Genomic DNA, 16,343 nt, shown 5'->3' with positions numbered 1-16,343 from the left:
TCCCCCTCGTTCGTCCTGCCATGGACGACTCCGATGGTTCGACGGCGGAAGCCTGGGTCCTCGCCGTATCGCGCACGGTGCGGCTCGCCCCCGGGGAGGTTTTGCCTCCCTATCGCACCTCCCTGTGGCTGCTCGTGCGCGAGGGCGCCGTCGAGGTCGCCGGGCGCACCGGCCCCCATCGCCTGGAGCCCGGGGACGCCGCCTACATCCACCGCGCGCGCGTGCACCCCGTCCGCGCCCTGTCCGTCACCTCCCTCGCCGTCGCCGACCTCCGGCGCCTCGGGAAGAACCCGCCGGCCGCGCCGCTGATCGCGCGCGATTTCGCCGCCCGCCAGAACGGTGCCGTGGCCCTCCTCGACCTGTGCCCGATGCGACCGGAGACCGCCGTCGACCGGCCCCGGATGACCACCGCCTACGGCGAGATCCTCGGTTCGGCGATGCTCTCCGAGGCCGGCGGCGCGACCCCGTCGACCGCGGCGGATCCGATCGTCCATCGCGCGGCAGGGGCGATGGAGAGCGACCCGCTCCACGGTTGGACGCTCTCCGAGATCGCCGGGCACGTGCACGTGGGCACGACCGTCCTCGTGGAGCGCTTCCGGCGCGCCACGGGCCTCAGCCCGATGCAGTACCTGCGGCGACTGCGCCTCGAGCAGGCCATGGACGAGCTGGGGCGGACCGACGCCCCGCTCGCACGCGTCGCGGGCACCGCGGGATACGGGTCCGTCGAGGCCTTCGTGCGGGCCTTCCGCGCGCACACGGGCTGCACGCCGGGCCGCTGGCGTCAGTCGATCCGGGGCCTCACCGGGAGCACGATGAACACGAGGGCGGCGAGCACGGCCGCGACGGCGCCGAGCCGCAGCGCCGCCGGATAGCCCGCGCCGTCGACGAGGGCCCCGCCGAGCACCGCACCCACCGTGATGGCCGTCTGGAAGGCCGTGACCTGCAGTGAGACGGCGGCCTCCGCACGGTGCGGCTCGACCGCCGTCACCCACAGCTGGGTTGTCACGGGGATCATGTTGAAGCCGACGCCCCAGGCGACCGTGCCGAGCACGAGCAGCGCCGCATGCTCGGCGGAGGCCACCGTGACCAGGGACGCCGCGAGGATGGCCGGGGCCGCCGCCGTGGCCCAGCGCAGCCAGCGGGCGAGGTAGCCGCCCGCGAGGTTCCCGACCAGTCCGCCGATGCCCCAGGCGAGCAGGACCATCGCGACCGACGCGGGCGCGACCTCGGCGATCGCGAGGCGGATGTAGGGGTAGGCCGTGAAGTTCGCGAGCGCCGCGAGGCCCACGCCCACGATCCCGACCATCAGGAGCCTGCTGCGCAGCACCTGCTTCATCATCTCGATCCCCGCCCCGGGCAGCGCCGGCACCGGTGGCAGCACGGCGCGGAGCACGAGGGCGGAGAGCACGCTGACGGCGGCGATGATCGCGAACACGGCGCGCCACCCCACCAGGTCGCCGAGCACCGAGGCGAGCGGCACGCCCACGATGGTCGCCGCGCTCGTGCCGAGGGCGAGAGCGGTCGAGACCAGGGCGGGCCGGCCGGTCACCCGCACGCCGATGGAGAACGTGAAGGACCAGTACCCGGCGATCGCGACCCCGAGCAGCACCCGGGCCAGCAGCACGAGAGGCAGTCCCGGTGCGACGACCACCACGAGGTTCGAGATCGTCGCGAGGGCGAGCAGTCCGAGCAGCACGGCGCGGCGCTCGGCGCGGGGAAGGAGCGCGGCGATCGTCGGGGCGGTGAACGCGCCCGCGAGGGCCGTCGCTGCCACGGCGAGTCCCGCGCGCCCCTCGGTGACGCGGAGGTCCGACGCCATCTGCGGGAGCACGCCCGCGGGGACGAACTCGGAGCCGACGAGCGCGGCGGTGCCCGTCGAGAGCGCGAGCGCCGTGATCAGGGCGCGCCGCCCCGAGACCCGGGTCTCGGCGTCGGGGGCGTCGGGGGCGTCGGGGGCGTCGGGGGCGTCGGGGGCGTCGGGGGCGTCGGGGGCGTCGGGGGCGTCCTGGACGCCACGGTCTTCTCGGGTGGAACAGGTCATGTCCCGAGGCTCCCCGAGCGGGCGGCCCACGGACTGACCGCGCGACCGCAAGGACTGACCGCATGACCGGAGTGCTCTTCGGCGCGCCGACCAGGGCGTGGGAAGACGCAGGCAGGAGAGTGTGACCTGCGTAGCATGGCGGGATGATCCTCACCCCCGGAGGCGGGCCCGTCGGCGGCCCCACCAGTCGCGATGCCGCAGGTCTCCTCGCCCCCGAGGCGGTGCGTGCGCAGTTCCCCGCCGGCGAGCGCAGCGAGGCCGCCTTCCCGTTCACCGACCGCGATCTCGATCCCGTGCTCCATGTGATCGCACCGGGCGAGCGCCTGCACGTCTTCGTGTATCCGGAGCTCGACGACGCCCTCACCTGGGGCGCGACGCATGTGGCGGTGGACCTGGAGCTCTCCGACGGCACCCGCCTCTCCGAGCTCGGCGCGCCCGACCAGTACGGCACCGCGATCGACGCCGCCGCTCAGGGCGCGGCGAAGATCCTGTACGCCGACCAGTGGAACGACGTGCAGGTCGATCTCTCCCCCGCCGTCGGCCGCACGATCGTGGGCGTGCTGGTGGTCGCCGACCCGCCCGCCGGGGCCGGGGTCGCGCCTGATCTCACCGCCTGGTTCGACACGCCGCGCATCGAGCCGATCCCCGCCGACCCGCCCGTCGACGATCCCGTGGCCTGGGTGGACACCCGCCGCGGCACCAACGCCTCGGGCGACTTCTCCCGCGGGAACAACCTGCCGATCACCGCCTGGCCGAACGGCTTCGCCTTCTTCACACCGATGACCGACGCGCGCTCCCTGCGATGGCCCTACCAGTACCAGCGCGCTAACGACGCGCAGAACCGTCCCCGGCTGCAGGGACTCGCCGTCTCCCACCAGCCGAGCCCGTGGATGGGCGACCGCAACCAGCTGATCATGATGCCGCTGACGGAGCCCGATGCGACTCCCGTCGGGCGCTCCCGCGCCTTCACCCACGACGAGGAGACCGCCCGGCCCGACCTCTACGCGGTCACCCTCGAGGACGGCACGCAGCTGCAGCTCGCCCCGAGCGACCACGGCGCCGTGCTCGAGGTGACCTTCCCCGAGGCAGCTCGCCGCCGCGCGCTGCTCCTCGAGGGGGCCGACGAGAACACGCGCCTCGATCTCGCGGGGGCGGTGTTCGACGGGACCTTCGCGGGCTGGGTCGACAACGGCACCGACGGCGAGGAGCGCTCCGCGGGACGCTCGCGGATGTTCGTCGCCGGCACCCTCGACCCGCTGCCCGAGCACGTCGGCCCCGCCGGCGGGGACCTCGCGAGCGCGCGCGTCGCGACCTTCGCCGATGACGTCCGCACGGTGACGATGCGCCTGGCGACCAGCTTCATCGGCGTCGAGCAGGCCCGCCACACCCTCGACCTCGAGCTCGCCGGCCGCGACCTGCGCACGATCCAGCGCGCGGCCCACGCCGCATGGACCGAGCGCCTCGGGGTGATCGGCGTCGAGGGCGCGACGGCCCCGCAGCGCCGCACCCTGTACGGCAATCTCTACCGCCTGAACCTCTACCCGAACTCCCAGCACGAGAACACGGGCTCGGCCCGCGATCCCCGGCCGATGCACGCCTCACCGGTGGCGCCCACGCGCGGCGAAGTCACCGATATGCGCACGAACGCCCAGATCATCGCCGGTGAGCTGTTCGTCAATCATGGCTTCTGGGACACCTACCGCACCTGCTGGCCGGCCTTCGCATTGCTGTACCCGCAGCTCGCGCCACGGCTCGTCGACGGCTTCGTCCAGCACTACCGGGAGGGCGGCTGGATCCCGCGCTGGTCCTCCCCCGGCTATGCGGACTGCATGACCGGCACGAGCTCGGACGTCGCCTTCGCCGACGTGCAGGTCAAGGGCATTCCCCTGCGCGATCCTCTCGCGACCTACGAGGCGGGCCTGCGCAATGCGACCGTCGCCTCCCCGGACCCGCTGGTGGGTCGCAAGGGGGCGGATCGCGCGATGTTCACCGGGTACGTCGACACAGACACGCCCGAGTCGGTGTCCTGGACCCTCGAGGCGCACATCAACGACCAGGGCCTCGCCCACCAGGCGAGACTCCTCGCCGAGGCACCCGAGAATCCCGGGACGCACGAGCTGTCCGAGCAGCGGCGCCGCGCCCTGCGCGAGGAGGCGGAGTACCTCGAGGCGCGCAGCGCCGGATTCGCGCTGCTGTTCGACCCGGCGATCGGCTTCTTCCAGGGCCGACGGGCCGACGGCGCCTTCGCGCAGAGCCCCGAGAAATTCGACCCGCGCGACTGGGGCGGCGACTTCACGGAGACCGACGGCTGGAACTTCGCCTTCCACGTGCCGCACGACGGCGAGGGCCTCGCCGCGCTGTACGGGGGCCGCGAGCAGCTGCGCGCGAAGCTCGAGGAGTTCTTCGCGACGCCCGAGACGGGCCGACGCCCCGGCACCTACGGCGGCGTCATCCACGAGATGCACGAGGCGCGCGCGGTGCGCATGGGCCAGTTCGGCATGTCCAACCAGCCCAGCCATCACATCCCGTTCCTGTTCCACCACGCCGGCGCGCCCCATCGCGCGCAGGAGGTGGTGCGGGAGGTGCACCGGCGCCTGTTCACCGGTGAGCAGATCGGGCAGGGCTACCCGGGCGACGAGGACAACGGCGAGATGAGCGCCTGGTGGCTGCTGACGGCGCTCGGCCTCTACCCGCTGCAGCTCGGCACCGACGTGTACCACCTGGTCGCGCCGCTCTTCGACGTCGCGCACGTGCGGCCGCTGGGCGGCGAGGAGTTCACGATCCGCGTCGAGGACCAGGCGATGGACCACCCGTACATCCAGGCGGTGCGGCGCGAGGGCACGCTGCGCTCGACCTCCTTCCTGCGCCACGGCGACCTGCGCGGCGAGATCCGTGTGCAGCTGGGTGCCGAGCCGGGACCGGCCGACGCACCGCCCGACTCCCCGACGCCGCCCGGCGAGGCCCCGCGCCCTCTCGTCGACCTGCTCGCGCGGGACCCGGAGGATCCGCTCCTGGACGACGACTCCCGCACGGAGACCCTGCTCGAGCCCGTCGACGGCGAGGTCGTCATCGACCTTCCGCTGACGGCTCCGTCGCCGGATCGCATCGCGGCCCCGTCGGGATCCGACGCGGCCGCCGACGGAGCCCTCCCCGACCACGGGGCCCTCGACGTCCCCGTCCCGCGCTTCCTCACACTCACCTCCGGTGCCCACGAGGGGCAGGATCCGTCCTCGTGGCGCCTCGAGGTGCGCGAGGACGACGTGGACCCCGGAGCCGAGTCGGCGCCGGAGGATGCTCCGGGAGACGGGGACGCTCGAGTGTCCGCGGCCTGGCGGGTCGTCGACGAGCGCTCGGGCGAGACGTTCCGGTGGCGCCGCCAGACCCGCCCCTTCGCCCTGCCCGACGTGCGAGGCGCCGTTGGTTCGCCCCTCGCGGGCCCCGTGCGCTTCCGGCTGGTGCTCACGGGCGTGCGCTCCCCCATCGCTCTCGCGCAGATCGAGCTGCTGGCCCCTGCGCCGCTGCGCTGAGGTCCAGCGCCGCGACGTCGGCCCCGCCGTCAACCCCTTCCGCGCGACACGCCGAGCGCAAAAGAAAGTTTCTTACGTTGACCGGCCGGTTTCCGGAATGTTCACTCGCTCGACCTTGACCCTCGGTCACGCTTTGGCAAAGGGTTGGTCATGGAAGCGGCGGCACGGGCGGATCGCCCCCGTCGACACCAGACCAGAACGAGGAGTTGAGTTCCTTGTCCATCGACACCACGCAGCACGACATCAGCCGCGGATCCTTCCTTCGCGGGGCACTCGCGGCAGCCGGCGGCATCGCCGGGATCGGCGCGGCCACGGCAGCGGGCGCCGCTCCCGCCGGGACGTCGCCCGCGAAGGCCGACGGCGATTTCACGGTTCCCGCGAGCTGGGACCAGACCGTGTTCGGCACCGGCTTCGGGAACGGCGAGAAGGTCTACATCGACGGCCTGAGCGTCCTCTACCAGGAGGGCACGCCCACCACCCTGAGCGCGAAGGAGGTCGAGGCCCAGTTCGCCGACACCCTCCCCCGCGGTGCGAAGGAGGGCGAGATGTTCACGGCGAAGTCCACGGGCTCGCTCAGGCTCGACGGGGGGTCGATCCTCGTGCACCTCACCGGGGACAAGGGCACGCGGGTCATGGCCGAGGCGTACCTCGTGCGCACGGCGAACCCGAAGGCCCACGGGGTGATCACGAAGATCGACGTCCCCCACGTCACGCCCCTCTACCTCCCGCAGAAGGCGCACCTGGCATGGAGCACGACGCGGATCGACGATCCCGCCTCGGTCTCGACCAAGGAGGCCCGTGAGCAGCTCGGGAACGCCCTCGCCTGGTGCTACCAGACGAACGGGGAACCGCAGGTCGACACGAAGGACGTCAAGGTCTTCGACGACGGCGTGCACATCACCGGCTACGCGCGCTGGATCCCGGACGTCGGCCTGGGCTTCCAGCCCTACTACGGCATCGCGCTGCCGACGGCATCCGGCTGGAGCTACCTGTTCAGCAGGCTGCCCGGCAAGTGATCCACGGGCGGGCTCCTCGACGGCAGCCTGTCAGCCTTCCGCACCTCCCACATCATCCGGCGACACGCATTCTGAGCAGTTCAAGGAGCTGAGGACCATGTCCATCACCCGGAGCACCACCACCCACCACACTCTCAGCCGCGGCGCCTTCCTGCGCGGTGCGGCCCTCGCGGCCGGCGGCGCGATCGGCACGGCCGGCCTGGCGACCGGCACCGGCAGCCGATCCGGAGGACTCGCGAGCGCATCAGCGGCCGGGGACTCCTCCCCCGCGCCCCCGTTCTTCGAGGGCAGCGTGTTCGGCGTCGCCCTGCACGATCGCGCGGACGGCTGCATCGCGAGCTTCGAGGACCTCTACCCGGAGAACGAGAACGTCGAGGGGAAGACGGGCCGGGTGACCTCGCTCAGCGCGAAGGAGCTCGCCGGCCTCATGAGCATCCGGATGTTCGCGCCCGCGGACAACGAGAGTGGCGAGACGTTCACCCCGGAGGTCGCCGAGGGCATCGGCCTCGACGAGGCCACGGCCGTGCGCTTCGAAGGCGACCAGGAGTCCGAGCACGTCGGCAGCGCACGCCTGACGCGCGCTGCGAACGACCGCTCCAGCGGCGTCCTGCTCACCATGACGCCGCGCGGCCACGAGCCGTACGAGTACCCGGCCGGCGCCCGCCTGTGCTGGACCAGGCTCCTGGACGCGAAGTCGCCGAAGGGCGTCTCGACCGCGGCGGCGACGGAGATGCTCGAGAGCGCGTACGGCTTCAGCTTCGCCGAGGAAGGAGAGAACCCCACCCGGACGCGCTCCGTGAAGGTCTTCGACGACGGCCTGCACATCCAGGGCGAGGCCCGCTACGGCACGAGCGGTCCGTGGACCACATGGCTCGGCGTCGCGCTCCCGGCCGACCCCGGTGCCGCACACCCGGGCGAGGACGGCTGGAGCTACCTGTTCGGCATGGTCCCGAAGGGCTGAGGACCCCGCCGAGACCTCGCATCGCGCGTCACCACGGCGCCGCGCACGAGCGACCGGGCGCCCCTTCCCATCGGAAGGGGCGCCCGCGTCGCGCCGTCATATGCAAGTCCCCTCGATGCGACACGCCGAGCACGGAACTCATTTCGCACCTCTGGCCTGCGCTAACCGACTCAAGCCTGCATCGAGGGGTTGACGTACGTAAAGCGCAGGTAAAGGGTTGGTCGCGTTCATGGCACAGCGTGGCGCCGGATCATCCGACGCGCGCCGCCGACACTCTTCCCCATTCCCGGAGAGGTCCCACCATGTCCACCCAGCCCACCCGGAACACCACGTCCCCGTCCATCACCCCGCGCACATCCTGCGCCGCGACCGGCACCCAGGGCACCCAGGGCCCCCAGGGCAGCCGGAGCATCCCCCGCAGCTCGCTCCTGCGCTCGGGCATCGCCCTCGGCGCCGGAGCCGTGGGCGCCGCGATCGTCGGCAGCGGCGCCGTCGGCACCCATGCGACCGGAGCCGACGCGGGAGCAGCCCCCGTCGGACCCGAGCCCCTCGCGCCGGCCGCCCGACCCGCCCTACCGGAGGACTGGGAGGACACCGTCCTCACCCAGGACCTCCCCTCCGAGCAGGACGGCTACATCGCGAGCTTCACGACGCTCTACACCGATGGCCCCGTGAAGACGGTCAGCGCGAAGCGCATCGCGGGGGCCGACGGCATCGTGAACTTCATGCCCCAGGGCACCGACAGCCAGTCCGAGGGCTTCACGCCGCACGTCTCCGGACCGGCGCGCCTGGACGGAGGCCCGGTGGTCCTCTTCCTCCTCGGCGATGCCGGCTCCGAGGTCTGGGCCGAGGTCCAGTTGGTGCGCACCGCGAATCCCGGAGCCCGCGCCCTGATGCTGCACGTGCTCGGCTCCTCGGGCTGGTCGATCGCTCTGCCGAAGGGGACCCCGATCGTGGGCGACCTCATCCAGAAGGACTCCCCCGGCCTGGTCTCGAAGAAGGATGCGCGCGGCGCGCTCGCCAACGGCGTCTCGATGAGCTTCCACCCCGACGGCGACAACCCGGCCCGCATGGACCACGTGCAGGTCCTGGACGGCGGCCAGCACATCACCGGCGGCGTGAGCCATCCGGTGAGCGGGGACCGCGTGCACCACGACTGGTACGGCACGGCGGTCGGCGGTGACGGCGGCTGGTTCTACCTCTGCGCGCAGCTGCCCGACGAGAGCCGACCACACCCCGGGGCAGCGCCCCCGTCATGAGCGCGCGAGAGCCCGACCAGGCGGGTGCCCGCGCGCTCCGTCGCGGGACCGGCCGCAGCACCGGCTGCAGCACCGGCTGCAGCACCGGCTGCGAGTCGCTCCGAGGTCGCACGGCGATCATCCGGCGATCACGGATCACCCACGCTCCGGACGCAGAGTGACGTATCGCGACGCATCATGACGCAAGTCTGTTCGATGCGACACGCCGGGCGCGGAACAAATTTTGTACCCCTGACCTGCAAGAACGCAATCTTCACCCTGAGGCGGGTTGACGTGAGTCAAGCCCTGGTAAAGGGTTGGTCATGTTCACGACGCGGGTCGCACCCGGCCCGGCCGATGACTCCATCCCCACGATATGAGAGGCATGGTCATGCCCACCGAACTCCGCACCCGCGCCATCTCCCGCGGCACCTTCCTCCGCTCCGGTCTCGCCCTCGCAGGCGGAGCGCTGGGCGCCGCCGCACTCGGCAGCGGACCGCTCGGCGCGACGGACGCCGAGGCCGCCACGTCGGGCGCGGGAGCCGCCGCACCGGCGAAGGCCGCATCGCCCGTCCAGCTGCCCACGAGCTGGAAGGGCACCGCCTTCACCGCACCCCTGCCCTCCACGCACGACGGATACATCGCGAGCTGGACGGCGCTGTACGGGGCGGGCCCGCTCACGTCGCTGAGCGCGAAGAAGGTCGCACAGGCGGACGGCATCTCGAACTTCCTGCCGTACGGCGAGTACGAGCAGAAGGAGCGCTTCACCCCGCACGTCGCCGGCGCCGTCCACCTGGACGGCGGCCCCGTGCGGATCCGCTTCGTCGGGAACAAGGGCAGGAAGTTCACGGCCGAGGCGCACCTGGTGCGCTCGGCGGACCCGAAGTCGCCGGCGCTGCTGCTGCACGTGCTCGGCAAGAGCGCGACCTCGCTCGTGCTGCCGAAGGGGTCGCCGATCGTCTGGGGCACTCCCCCGGTCACGTCGCTGTCGAAGCTGAAGACGGCCGACGCCCGCGAGGTGCTGGAGCAGGGCGTCGGCTTCAGCTTCGGCGAGGACGGCCCGAACCCCGCGCATTCGAGCCGCGCGACTGTGCTCGACGGCGGTCGGCACATCGTGGGGAGCGTCCGCTTCCCGGCGCACGGCACCCGCGTGACGCGCCGGTGGTTCGGCACCGCGGTGCGCGCGGACGGCGGCTGGACCTACCTGGTCGCCGAGCTGCCGAAGAGCTGACGGCCCCGCCGCAGACCGCCGAGGCGCCCACGCGTCCGGCCCATGATCGTCGTGCCCGGTTCCTGCCCACCGTCGGGGGGCGAGAGGGAGGAGCCGGGCACGACTCTTCTCCGTGGCGCGTCCTTACGCAGAAGTAAGCTCGTTTCGCCACGCCGGTTGCAAAACAAATTTCTCACCGGTGGCCTGCAAGATCCCTCCGCAGGCCAGATTCACCCCTTGACGTCCGGTCAAGCGTTGGTAAAGCCTGAGTCATGCACAGGGCGGGTCTCCGGGACGGAGAGTCCGCCGCACCGGAGTCCGAGACCGAGGAGTGGTTCTCGATGACCACCATCCGCAACACGCATGCCAGCACCACGCGATCCAGCACCGCAGCCCACGACGGCACGCGATCCGTCGTCACGCGAGGCACGTTCCTGCGCTCCGCGATCGTGGCGACCGGAGGCCTCGTGGGCCTGGGAGGCCTCGCGACCTCCGCACAGGCCGCGGGCACCGCCGGCGCGACCCCCACCGGCGAGAACGGGGACCTCGAGCTCCCGGAGTCGTGGGAGGACACGGTGTACTTCGAGCCCCCCCCCTCCGAGGACAAGGGCTACATCGCGAGCTTCACGACGCTCTACGGCCACACGCCCGTGGACCTCACGAAGAAGGAGCTCGAGGAGGCCGACGGCATCGTGAACTTCCGCGCCTACGGCGACGACGACGGGAGCGGCCCCACATACACGCCGTCGGCGAGCTCGGGCATCTCCGTCGGCGGCGATCCCGTCGAGATCCTGTTCACCGGCAACGACAACTCGGAGCTCATGGCCGAGGCCCACTACGTGCTCGGCACAGATCCGGAGAGTCCCGGGATCCTGCTGCACGTGCTCGGCACGAAGCACTGGACGATCCGCCTCCCGGAGCGCACCGACTTCGCCTGGGACCTGATCCAGGTCGACTCGCCCGCACTGGTCACCCAGGACGATGCGGAGCAGGCGCTCTGGAACGCGGTCTCCATGGGCTACGCCGAGGAGGACGACGGCGACTTCGACACGACGATCAAGCACGTGAAGATCGTCGACGGCGGGGACGGCATCTCCGGCTGGACCCTCACCAACGGAGCCACGGATCCCGAATGGACGCTGTGGTACGGCACCGCGATCGGCGGCGACGGCGGCTGGTCGTACCTGTTCGGCAAGGTGCGCACGGACGGCGCGCTGCACTGAGCACATCGACCGGCGGGCACTGATCTTCCGACCGGCATCGAGGGGGACTGCCGATCTCGGAAGCGGAGCGGCCCCGCCGCCCATCACGGGCGGCGGGGCCGCTTCATGTCCCGCGAACGATCTCGCACGGGATCCGCGCACGAAGTCCTGAGACATCACCACGGCGGAGGGAGCGGGATTCGAACCCGCGGTACAGGGTCACTGCACAGTGGTTTTCAAGACCACCACATTCGGCCGCTCTGTCATCCCTCCCGGCGGCGGGCCCACGGGCCTCGCCGCCAGGAAACCTTATCGGATGACCGCTGCGAGGCCGGGGCCGTCGACCGGGGAACGTCGACCGGGGGCCGTCGGCCCGGGCCGCACCTTCAGGCCGTCGCCGGCTCCGGCTGCGCGTCGCCCCGGCGCGGCGCGCCCTTGTGGGCGTGCCCTCCCGTGCGGTGGTGGCCCAGGATGATCAGCAGGAGTCCCACGACCACCCAGCCGCCCAGGACCAGCCAGGGCTGCACGAGGCTCGCGTCGGGGAAGTAGGAGAGGTCCCGCACCAGGGTCCCGGTCGCGCCGGGCACGAAGAACTGGCCGATCTCCCCGAAGGGGCCGGGCAGGAACTCCTTCGGGGACTGCGCACCGGAGATCGGGTTGCCGATGAGCATCGTGATCAGGGCGCCGACGCCGATGCCCGCGCCGCCTATCAGGCTGTTCAGCCCCACGATGAGTCCGACCGTGCCGGCGAGGCTCAGCGTGACGGCCGCCCAGAGCTCGACGGCGGGGGCCGGGGCGAAGCCGAACCAGGCATCGAGGATGAGCACCATGGCGAGCCCGCCGACCACCGCGTAGACCACGACGCCCAGCAGTCGCCGCCAGCTCCCCTTGAGCCCGAAGGACATGAGGGAGCCGCCCACGATGCCGCCGATGGTCAGCGGCAGGGATGCCACCGCCAGGCCCGCGCCCTGGGGATCGTCGTCGGAGAGCGGCACCAGGTCGGTGATCGTCGGCCCCTGGAGTCCCGCCTGCGCGGCGTCGATGATCGAGCCGACCTGCTTCTGCATCTGCTCCTGCAGGGCCGAGGGGTCGGCCGCCTGCTGCGCCTGCTGGTCGCCGGGCTGCTGGGACGCGGCCTCGGACATCTTCTCCTTCGCCTGGTCGAGTCCGCCCTGGGTCTGGGCGGCGACGATGCTGCGTCCGGTCTGGCCGAGCATCGAGGAGACCGAGGTGTTCGCCGCCGAGGCGGTGAGGACCTCGAGCTTGTCGTCCTTCGAGGCGGGCAGCACGAAGGCGCCGTAGGCGTCGCGCTCCTTGATGTGCGCCACCGCGTCGGAGCGGTCGTCCACCCGCGTGAGCTCGAAGGGCAGGTCCTGCCCGTTCTTCTCCGCGGCGTCGCCGACGGCCTGCGTGAAGTCCTCGAAGTCGGACTGCGAGGCGACCACGTCGACCGTGACGTCCTTGGCCTTCGACTCGTAGGTGGGCCACAGGAAGGCCAGCAGCACGACGGTGATCAGCGCCGAGGCGATGAGCCCGAGGCCCACGGCCCTGCCCCACGGCGTGGGGGCGGGCTTGGAGGGTGCGTCGACGGACGTCGAGGCGGCGGTGTCGGCGGATGCGGTGGCGGCGGTGGATGCCGTGGTGTCGATGGATGCTGCGGTGTCGGCGGACGCGGACGCGACCCCGTCGTGGGTCGACGGGGCCTCGGCAGGGGCCGGGGCCGACGTCGTGGCCGGTGCGCGATGGGTCGCCTCCTCGCGCTGCTGCGCGGCGGCGTCACGCTGCTGCTGCGCCGACACGTCCTTGCGGTGCGTGTGCTCCTGAGCCATGCATCTCCCCTGATCTGCTGTCGAACGGCCGCCACCGGGCCGACGCCGGGTGCCGGACGGACCGTTCTTCGAATGAACGTTCTGAGTATGAGGTCCGTCCCGCCGACGCACAACCAGAACGAGCATTCTTTATGATGGGTGTCATGCCGAGGATCACCGAGGAGCGCCGTGCCGCCCAGAGAGCACGGATCGTGGAGGCGATGCGGGACGCCGTCCGCGAGAAGGGCATCAGCTCGGTCTCGATGTCCGAGGTCATCGAGCGCTCGGGGCTCTCGGCCGGGGCGATCTACGGGTACTTCCCCTCCAAGGACGACATCCTGCTCGCCGTCGCCGAGGGTCTCGCGGCCGACCGTCGCACCGAGCTCGAGCGCGTGATCGCGTCCACCCCGATCCCCCCGCCCTCGCAGGTGCTGCGCCTGCTGCTGACGACGATCCCCGAGTTCGCCCGTGACGGCACGCTGGTGCTGCAGGTGTGGGCCGAGGCGGCCCGCGACCCGCGCGTGGGCGAAGTCTTCGTGGGCGTCCTGTCCACGCTGCAGACCACCATGGAGGAGTATCTGACCTCCTGGTTCACCCAGGAGCAGCGCCCGGACCCCGCGGCGGACGCGAGTGCCTCGACGCGCGTGATGGCCGCGCTCGTCCAGGGGTTCCTGGCGCAGTCGGCACTGCTCGAGCAGACCGACGCCGTCGCGTTCTCGCGGGGCGTCGCCGCACTCCTCGGGGAGGAGACCGCGGAGGAGGGCTGATCAGGACTGCAGTCTCCGCGCCCTCAGCACAGCAGACGCGCGCGCTTCTCCCCGATGGCCGCGACCGCCAGCGCCCGTGCGTAGCCGGCCTGGTCCAGCAGGTGCAGACGGTCCCCGCCCTCCCGCTTCTCCCCGTCGTAGAGGTCCGTGCCGGGATCGCGGCGCGACCACAGGCGGTCGGCATAGGCCTGGGCGATCGCGCGGCCGGGGATGCGGTCGCCGATCACGGCCTGCGCCATCACCAGGTTCGCGGTGAGGATCGCGGCGAACTGCAGGGGCTGCTCGTCCAGGCCGCCGCCGTCCTCGAAGGGCGCGTATCGGCGCACGACCGCGTCGGCGAGGTCGACCGCCCGGTCGCGGTGGACGCGCCGCCCGGTGATCTCGAAGAGCAGGGCCTCGGTGCCCAGCGGCACGCCCTGGTTGTAGCTCCAGAAGGTCCTGTCGATCGTGCCGTCGGGCGCGATGTTGTCCCAGAACAGGCCCTCGTCGGCCAGCAGGGTCCCACGAGCCCAGGACACCCACCGCTGAGCATCGCGGAGCATGGTCGCGTCCCCCGTGATCTGGTGCAGTCGCAGGGCGAGCTTCGCCGAGGGGACGGTGGAGACCGTGTTGCGACCGCTCTCGTCACCGGCCTGGGTCCAGAAGATGCCGCCGGGGCTCGGGGCGTCGGGGTCGGTGTCCTCCCCCGAGCGCAGCAGCTCGAGGATCGCCCGGGCCCGCTCCAGGTTCCCGCGCCTGCCGCCGGCGATCAGGTGCTCCTCGACGTCCTGCAGGCCCACCCAGGCGTTGTCGTCGTAGTACATGTCCCCGTGCGGCCCCTGCTCCCGATCGCAGGCGGCGGTGCACCCGGGCAGGCCCGTCTCGCCGCCCGCCGCATACCAATAGGCCTGCTGGGCGTCCTCGAGCGCGCGTCGGAACCGGCGGTCCTGCGCGGGTTCGGAGGCGGACGCGTAGGAGAGCTCGCAGGCCGCGGAGCGGGCCTGCGACAGCGGCCAGCAGTAGGAGAAGTCGGGGTCCTCCTCACGGCGGGGGCAGAGCTCGGAGAGCATCGGACTGGGCGCGGGGAGCGAGAAATTCAGCTGCAGCGCGCGGACCGCGCGGCGCGCCCGCCGGCGACGCTGACCCGTCGAGAGCCGGCCTCCGGCCCCCTCCCCCGAGCCACGCGGTGCGGCGGGAGCTGCGCCGCCCGTCATGGCGGCACCTCCGGTCGGGGCCGCACCAGCCGTCGGGACCGCACCCGCTGTCGCGGCAGGCAGCAGGGCGCCCGCGCACACGGCTGCGCCCAGCAGCGCGCGGCGGCCCGGAGGGCGGCTCGGATTCCGGCCGGTACGGCCGCCCGCGCCGGTGGGCTCCACGGGTCGGGGATCGTGCGGGGCGGGGTCGACGGTCTGATCTGCCACGGCGGACTCCTCATCGAGTGCGCGGCGCACGGCCGGGCGCCGCATCGCCGCTCACGCTAGCGACCCGTCGGCCCGAGGTCCCGGCTTCGGGGGAACCGTTCCGATTCGTACCGATACGCGGGGGCCGACGCCCCGGCTCCCGCGTACCGTGGATCCCATGCGCGCGATCACGATCACCGAGGACCACCGCCTCCAGCTCAGCGACATCCCCGAGCCCGTGCCCGGCGACGGCGAGATCCTCGTGGACGTCGTCGCGGCGGGGGTGAACCGCGCCGACCTCGCCCAGACCGCCGGGCACTATCCGCCGCCTCCCGGTGTCTCGGAGATCCCCGGACTCGAGGTCTCCGGTCGCCGCCGTGACACCGGGGAGGAGGTCGTCGCGCTGCTGGCCGGCGGCGGATACGCCGAGGTCGTCGCCGTCCCCGAGGCACAGGTGCTGCCCGCTCCGTCGGCCCTGGACCTGCACGACGCCGCCGGTCTCATCGAGGTCGCGGCGACGGTCGTCTCGAACCTCGTGATCGAGGCGGACCTGCGCCCCGGCGGCCGCACGGACAACCCGTGGCCGCGGCTGCAGGGCGAGCCCGCTCCCGGCCCGCAGACCCTGCTGGTCCACGGCGGAACCGGCGGCATCGGCTCCTTCGCGATCCAGTTCGCCCACGCGCTCGGCGCCCGGGTGCTGACCACGGTCGGCTCCGACGGGGCGGTGGGCACGGCGCAGGAGCTCGGCGCGGATCTCGCCTGGAACCGGCACACGACCGATGTCCGCGACGTGGTGGGCGAGGCGGGCGGGGCCGACGTGATCCTCGACGTCGTCGGCGGGCCGACCCTCCGCGACAACGTCGCGATGCTGCGCGAGCACGGCCGCCTCGTCGTGATCGGCACGATCGGCGGACCGCGCGGCGAGCTCGACCTCGGCGCTCTGATGGGCCGACGGGCCCGGGTCATCGGCACCACGCTGCGCTCGCGCCCGGTCGCGGAGAAGCACCTCATCGTGCAGCTGACCCGCGAGCTCGTGTGGCCGATGCTCGCGGACGGCTCCGTGCGCCTGCCGGTGCAGGCCCGACTCCCCCTGGCCGATGCCGAGCGGGCCCACCGGATCCTGGAGGACGGCGGCCACCTCGGCAAGGTCATCCTCGACATCAGGGACTGACGGCCCGCCCTGTTACGGTCCGA

At 72.4% G+C, this 16,343-nt stretch carries 12 protein-coding genes and 1 tRNA gene; 9 read left to right on the top strand and 4 right to left on the bottom strand.

All coding sequences use genetic code 11. The annotated features are described in order from the left end of the window. Positions 1 to 20 precede the first annotated feature (20 nt). Entirely contained in the window at positions 21 to 872 is an 852-nt protein-coding gene (locus tag Bra3105_RS14435; protein ID WP_228357403.1) for an AraC family transcriptional regulator, read from the top strand. Here the strand turns inward: Bra3105_RS14435 and Bra3105_RS14430 are convergent. After that, the gene (locus tag Bra3105_RS14430) at positions 782 to 2,041 is read right to left on the bottom strand and encodes an MFS transporter (protein WP_228357402.1); all 1,260 of its coding nucleotides are present in this window, start codon (positions 2,039 to 2,041) and stop codon (positions 782 to 784) included. The genes Bra3105_RS14435 and Bra3105_RS14430 overlap by 91 nt on opposite strands. 143 nt (positions 2,042 to 2,184) lie before the next feature. Here Bra3105_RS14430 and Bra3105_RS14425 point away from each other — a divergent pair, with 143 nt between their 5' ends. From Bra3105_RS14425 to Bra3105_RS14400, 6 genes are all read left to right on the top strand, one after another. After that, a complete protein-coding gene (locus Bra3105_RS14425; protein WP_228357401.1) occupies positions 2,185 to 5,568 on the top strand; it encodes a GH92 family glycosyl hydrolase in 3,384 nt (1,127 codons plus the stop codon). A 215-nt stretch (positions 5,569 to 5,783) separates the two neighbouring features. Beyond that, positions 5,784 to 6,584 carry a hypothetical protein gene (locus Bra3105_RS14420; RefSeq protein ID WP_228357400.1) on the top strand — a complete coding sequence of 267 codons (801 nt, stop codon included), beginning with the start codon at positions 5,784 to 5,786 and terminating at the stop codon, positions 6,582 to 6,584. Between the two features lie 97 nt (positions 6,585 to 6,681). Further along, entirely contained in the window at positions 6,682 to 7,545 is an 864-nt protein-coding gene (locus Bra3105_RS14415; protein WP_228357399.1) for a hypothetical protein, read from the top strand. Positions 7,546 to 7,847: 302 nt separating this feature from the next. Then, on the top strand, positions 7,848 to 8,804 hold the full coding sequence (locus Bra3105_RS14410) for a hypothetical protein (RefSeq protein ID WP_228357398.1): 957 nt from the start codon (positions 7,848 to 7,850) through the stop codon (positions 8,802 to 8,804). A 370-nt stretch (positions 8,805 to 9,174) separates the two neighbouring features. Next, complete coding sequence (locus Bra3105_RS14405) at positions 9,175 to 10,014, top strand: hypothetical protein (RefSeq protein ID WP_228357397.1); 840 nt, start codon at positions 9,175 to 9,177, stop codon at positions 10,012 to 10,014. Between the two features lie 320 nt (positions 10,015 to 10,334). After that, positions 10,335 to 11,216: a hypothetical protein gene (locus tag Bra3105_RS14400; protein ID WP_228357396.1), complete on the top strand. Its 882-nt coding sequence runs from the start codon at positions 10,335 to 10,337 to the stop codon at positions 11,214 to 11,216. 164 nt (positions 11,217 to 11,380) lie between these two features. On the opposite strand, the gene Bra3105_RS14395 is transcribed toward Bra3105_RS14400, so the two are convergent. Together Bra3105_RS14395 and Bra3105_RS14390 are read right to left on the bottom strand one after the other, a co-directional pair. After that, positions 11,381 to 11,468 (bottom strand) — tRNA-Ser (locus Bra3105_RS14395). Between the two features lie 113 nt (positions 11,469 to 11,581). Then, positions 11,582 to 13,024: an ABC transporter permease gene (locus tag Bra3105_RS14390; RefSeq protein ID WP_228357395.1), complete on the bottom strand. Its 1,443-nt coding sequence runs from the start codon at positions 13,022 to 13,024 to the stop codon at positions 11,582 to 11,584. 143 nt (positions 13,025 to 13,167) lie between these two features. Between Bra3105_RS14390 and Bra3105_RS14385 the strand changes: the two genes are divergently transcribed. Beyond that, positions 13,168 to 13,770 (top strand): TetR/AcrR family transcriptional regulator, encoded by a 603-nt coding sequence (locus tag Bra3105_RS14385; protein WP_228357394.1) that lies wholly within the window; start codon positions 13,168 to 13,170, stop codon positions 13,768 to 13,770. A gap of 23 nt (positions 13,771 to 13,793) precedes the next feature. Here the strand turns inward: Bra3105_RS14385 and Bra3105_RS14380 are convergent, their stop codons facing one another. After that, entirely contained in the window at positions 13,794 to 15,170 is a 1,377-nt protein-coding gene (locus Bra3105_RS14380) for a glycoside hydrolase family 76 protein (protein WP_228357393.1), read from the bottom strand. A 157-nt stretch (positions 15,171 to 15,327) separates the two neighbouring features. On the opposite strand from Bra3105_RS14380, the gene Bra3105_RS14375 reads away from it, so the two are divergent. Continuing rightward, a complete protein-coding gene (locus tag Bra3105_RS14375) occupies positions 15,328 to 16,320 on the top strand; it encodes an NAD(P)H-quinone oxidoreductase (RefSeq protein WP_228357392.1) in 993 nt (330 codons plus the stop codon). The last annotated feature ends 23 nt before the right edge of the window (positions 16,321 to 16,343 follow it).

This window comes from Brachybacterium halotolerans subsp. kimchii, from assembly GCF_020792675.1.
GTDB classification, from domain to species: domain Bacteria; phylum Actinomycetota; class Actinomycetes; order Actinomycetales; family Dermabacteraceae; genus Brachybacterium; species Brachybacterium halotolerans.
Note: the sequence above shows the minus strand (reverse complement) of the source record. Positions and strands in the feature narration are given on the sequence as shown.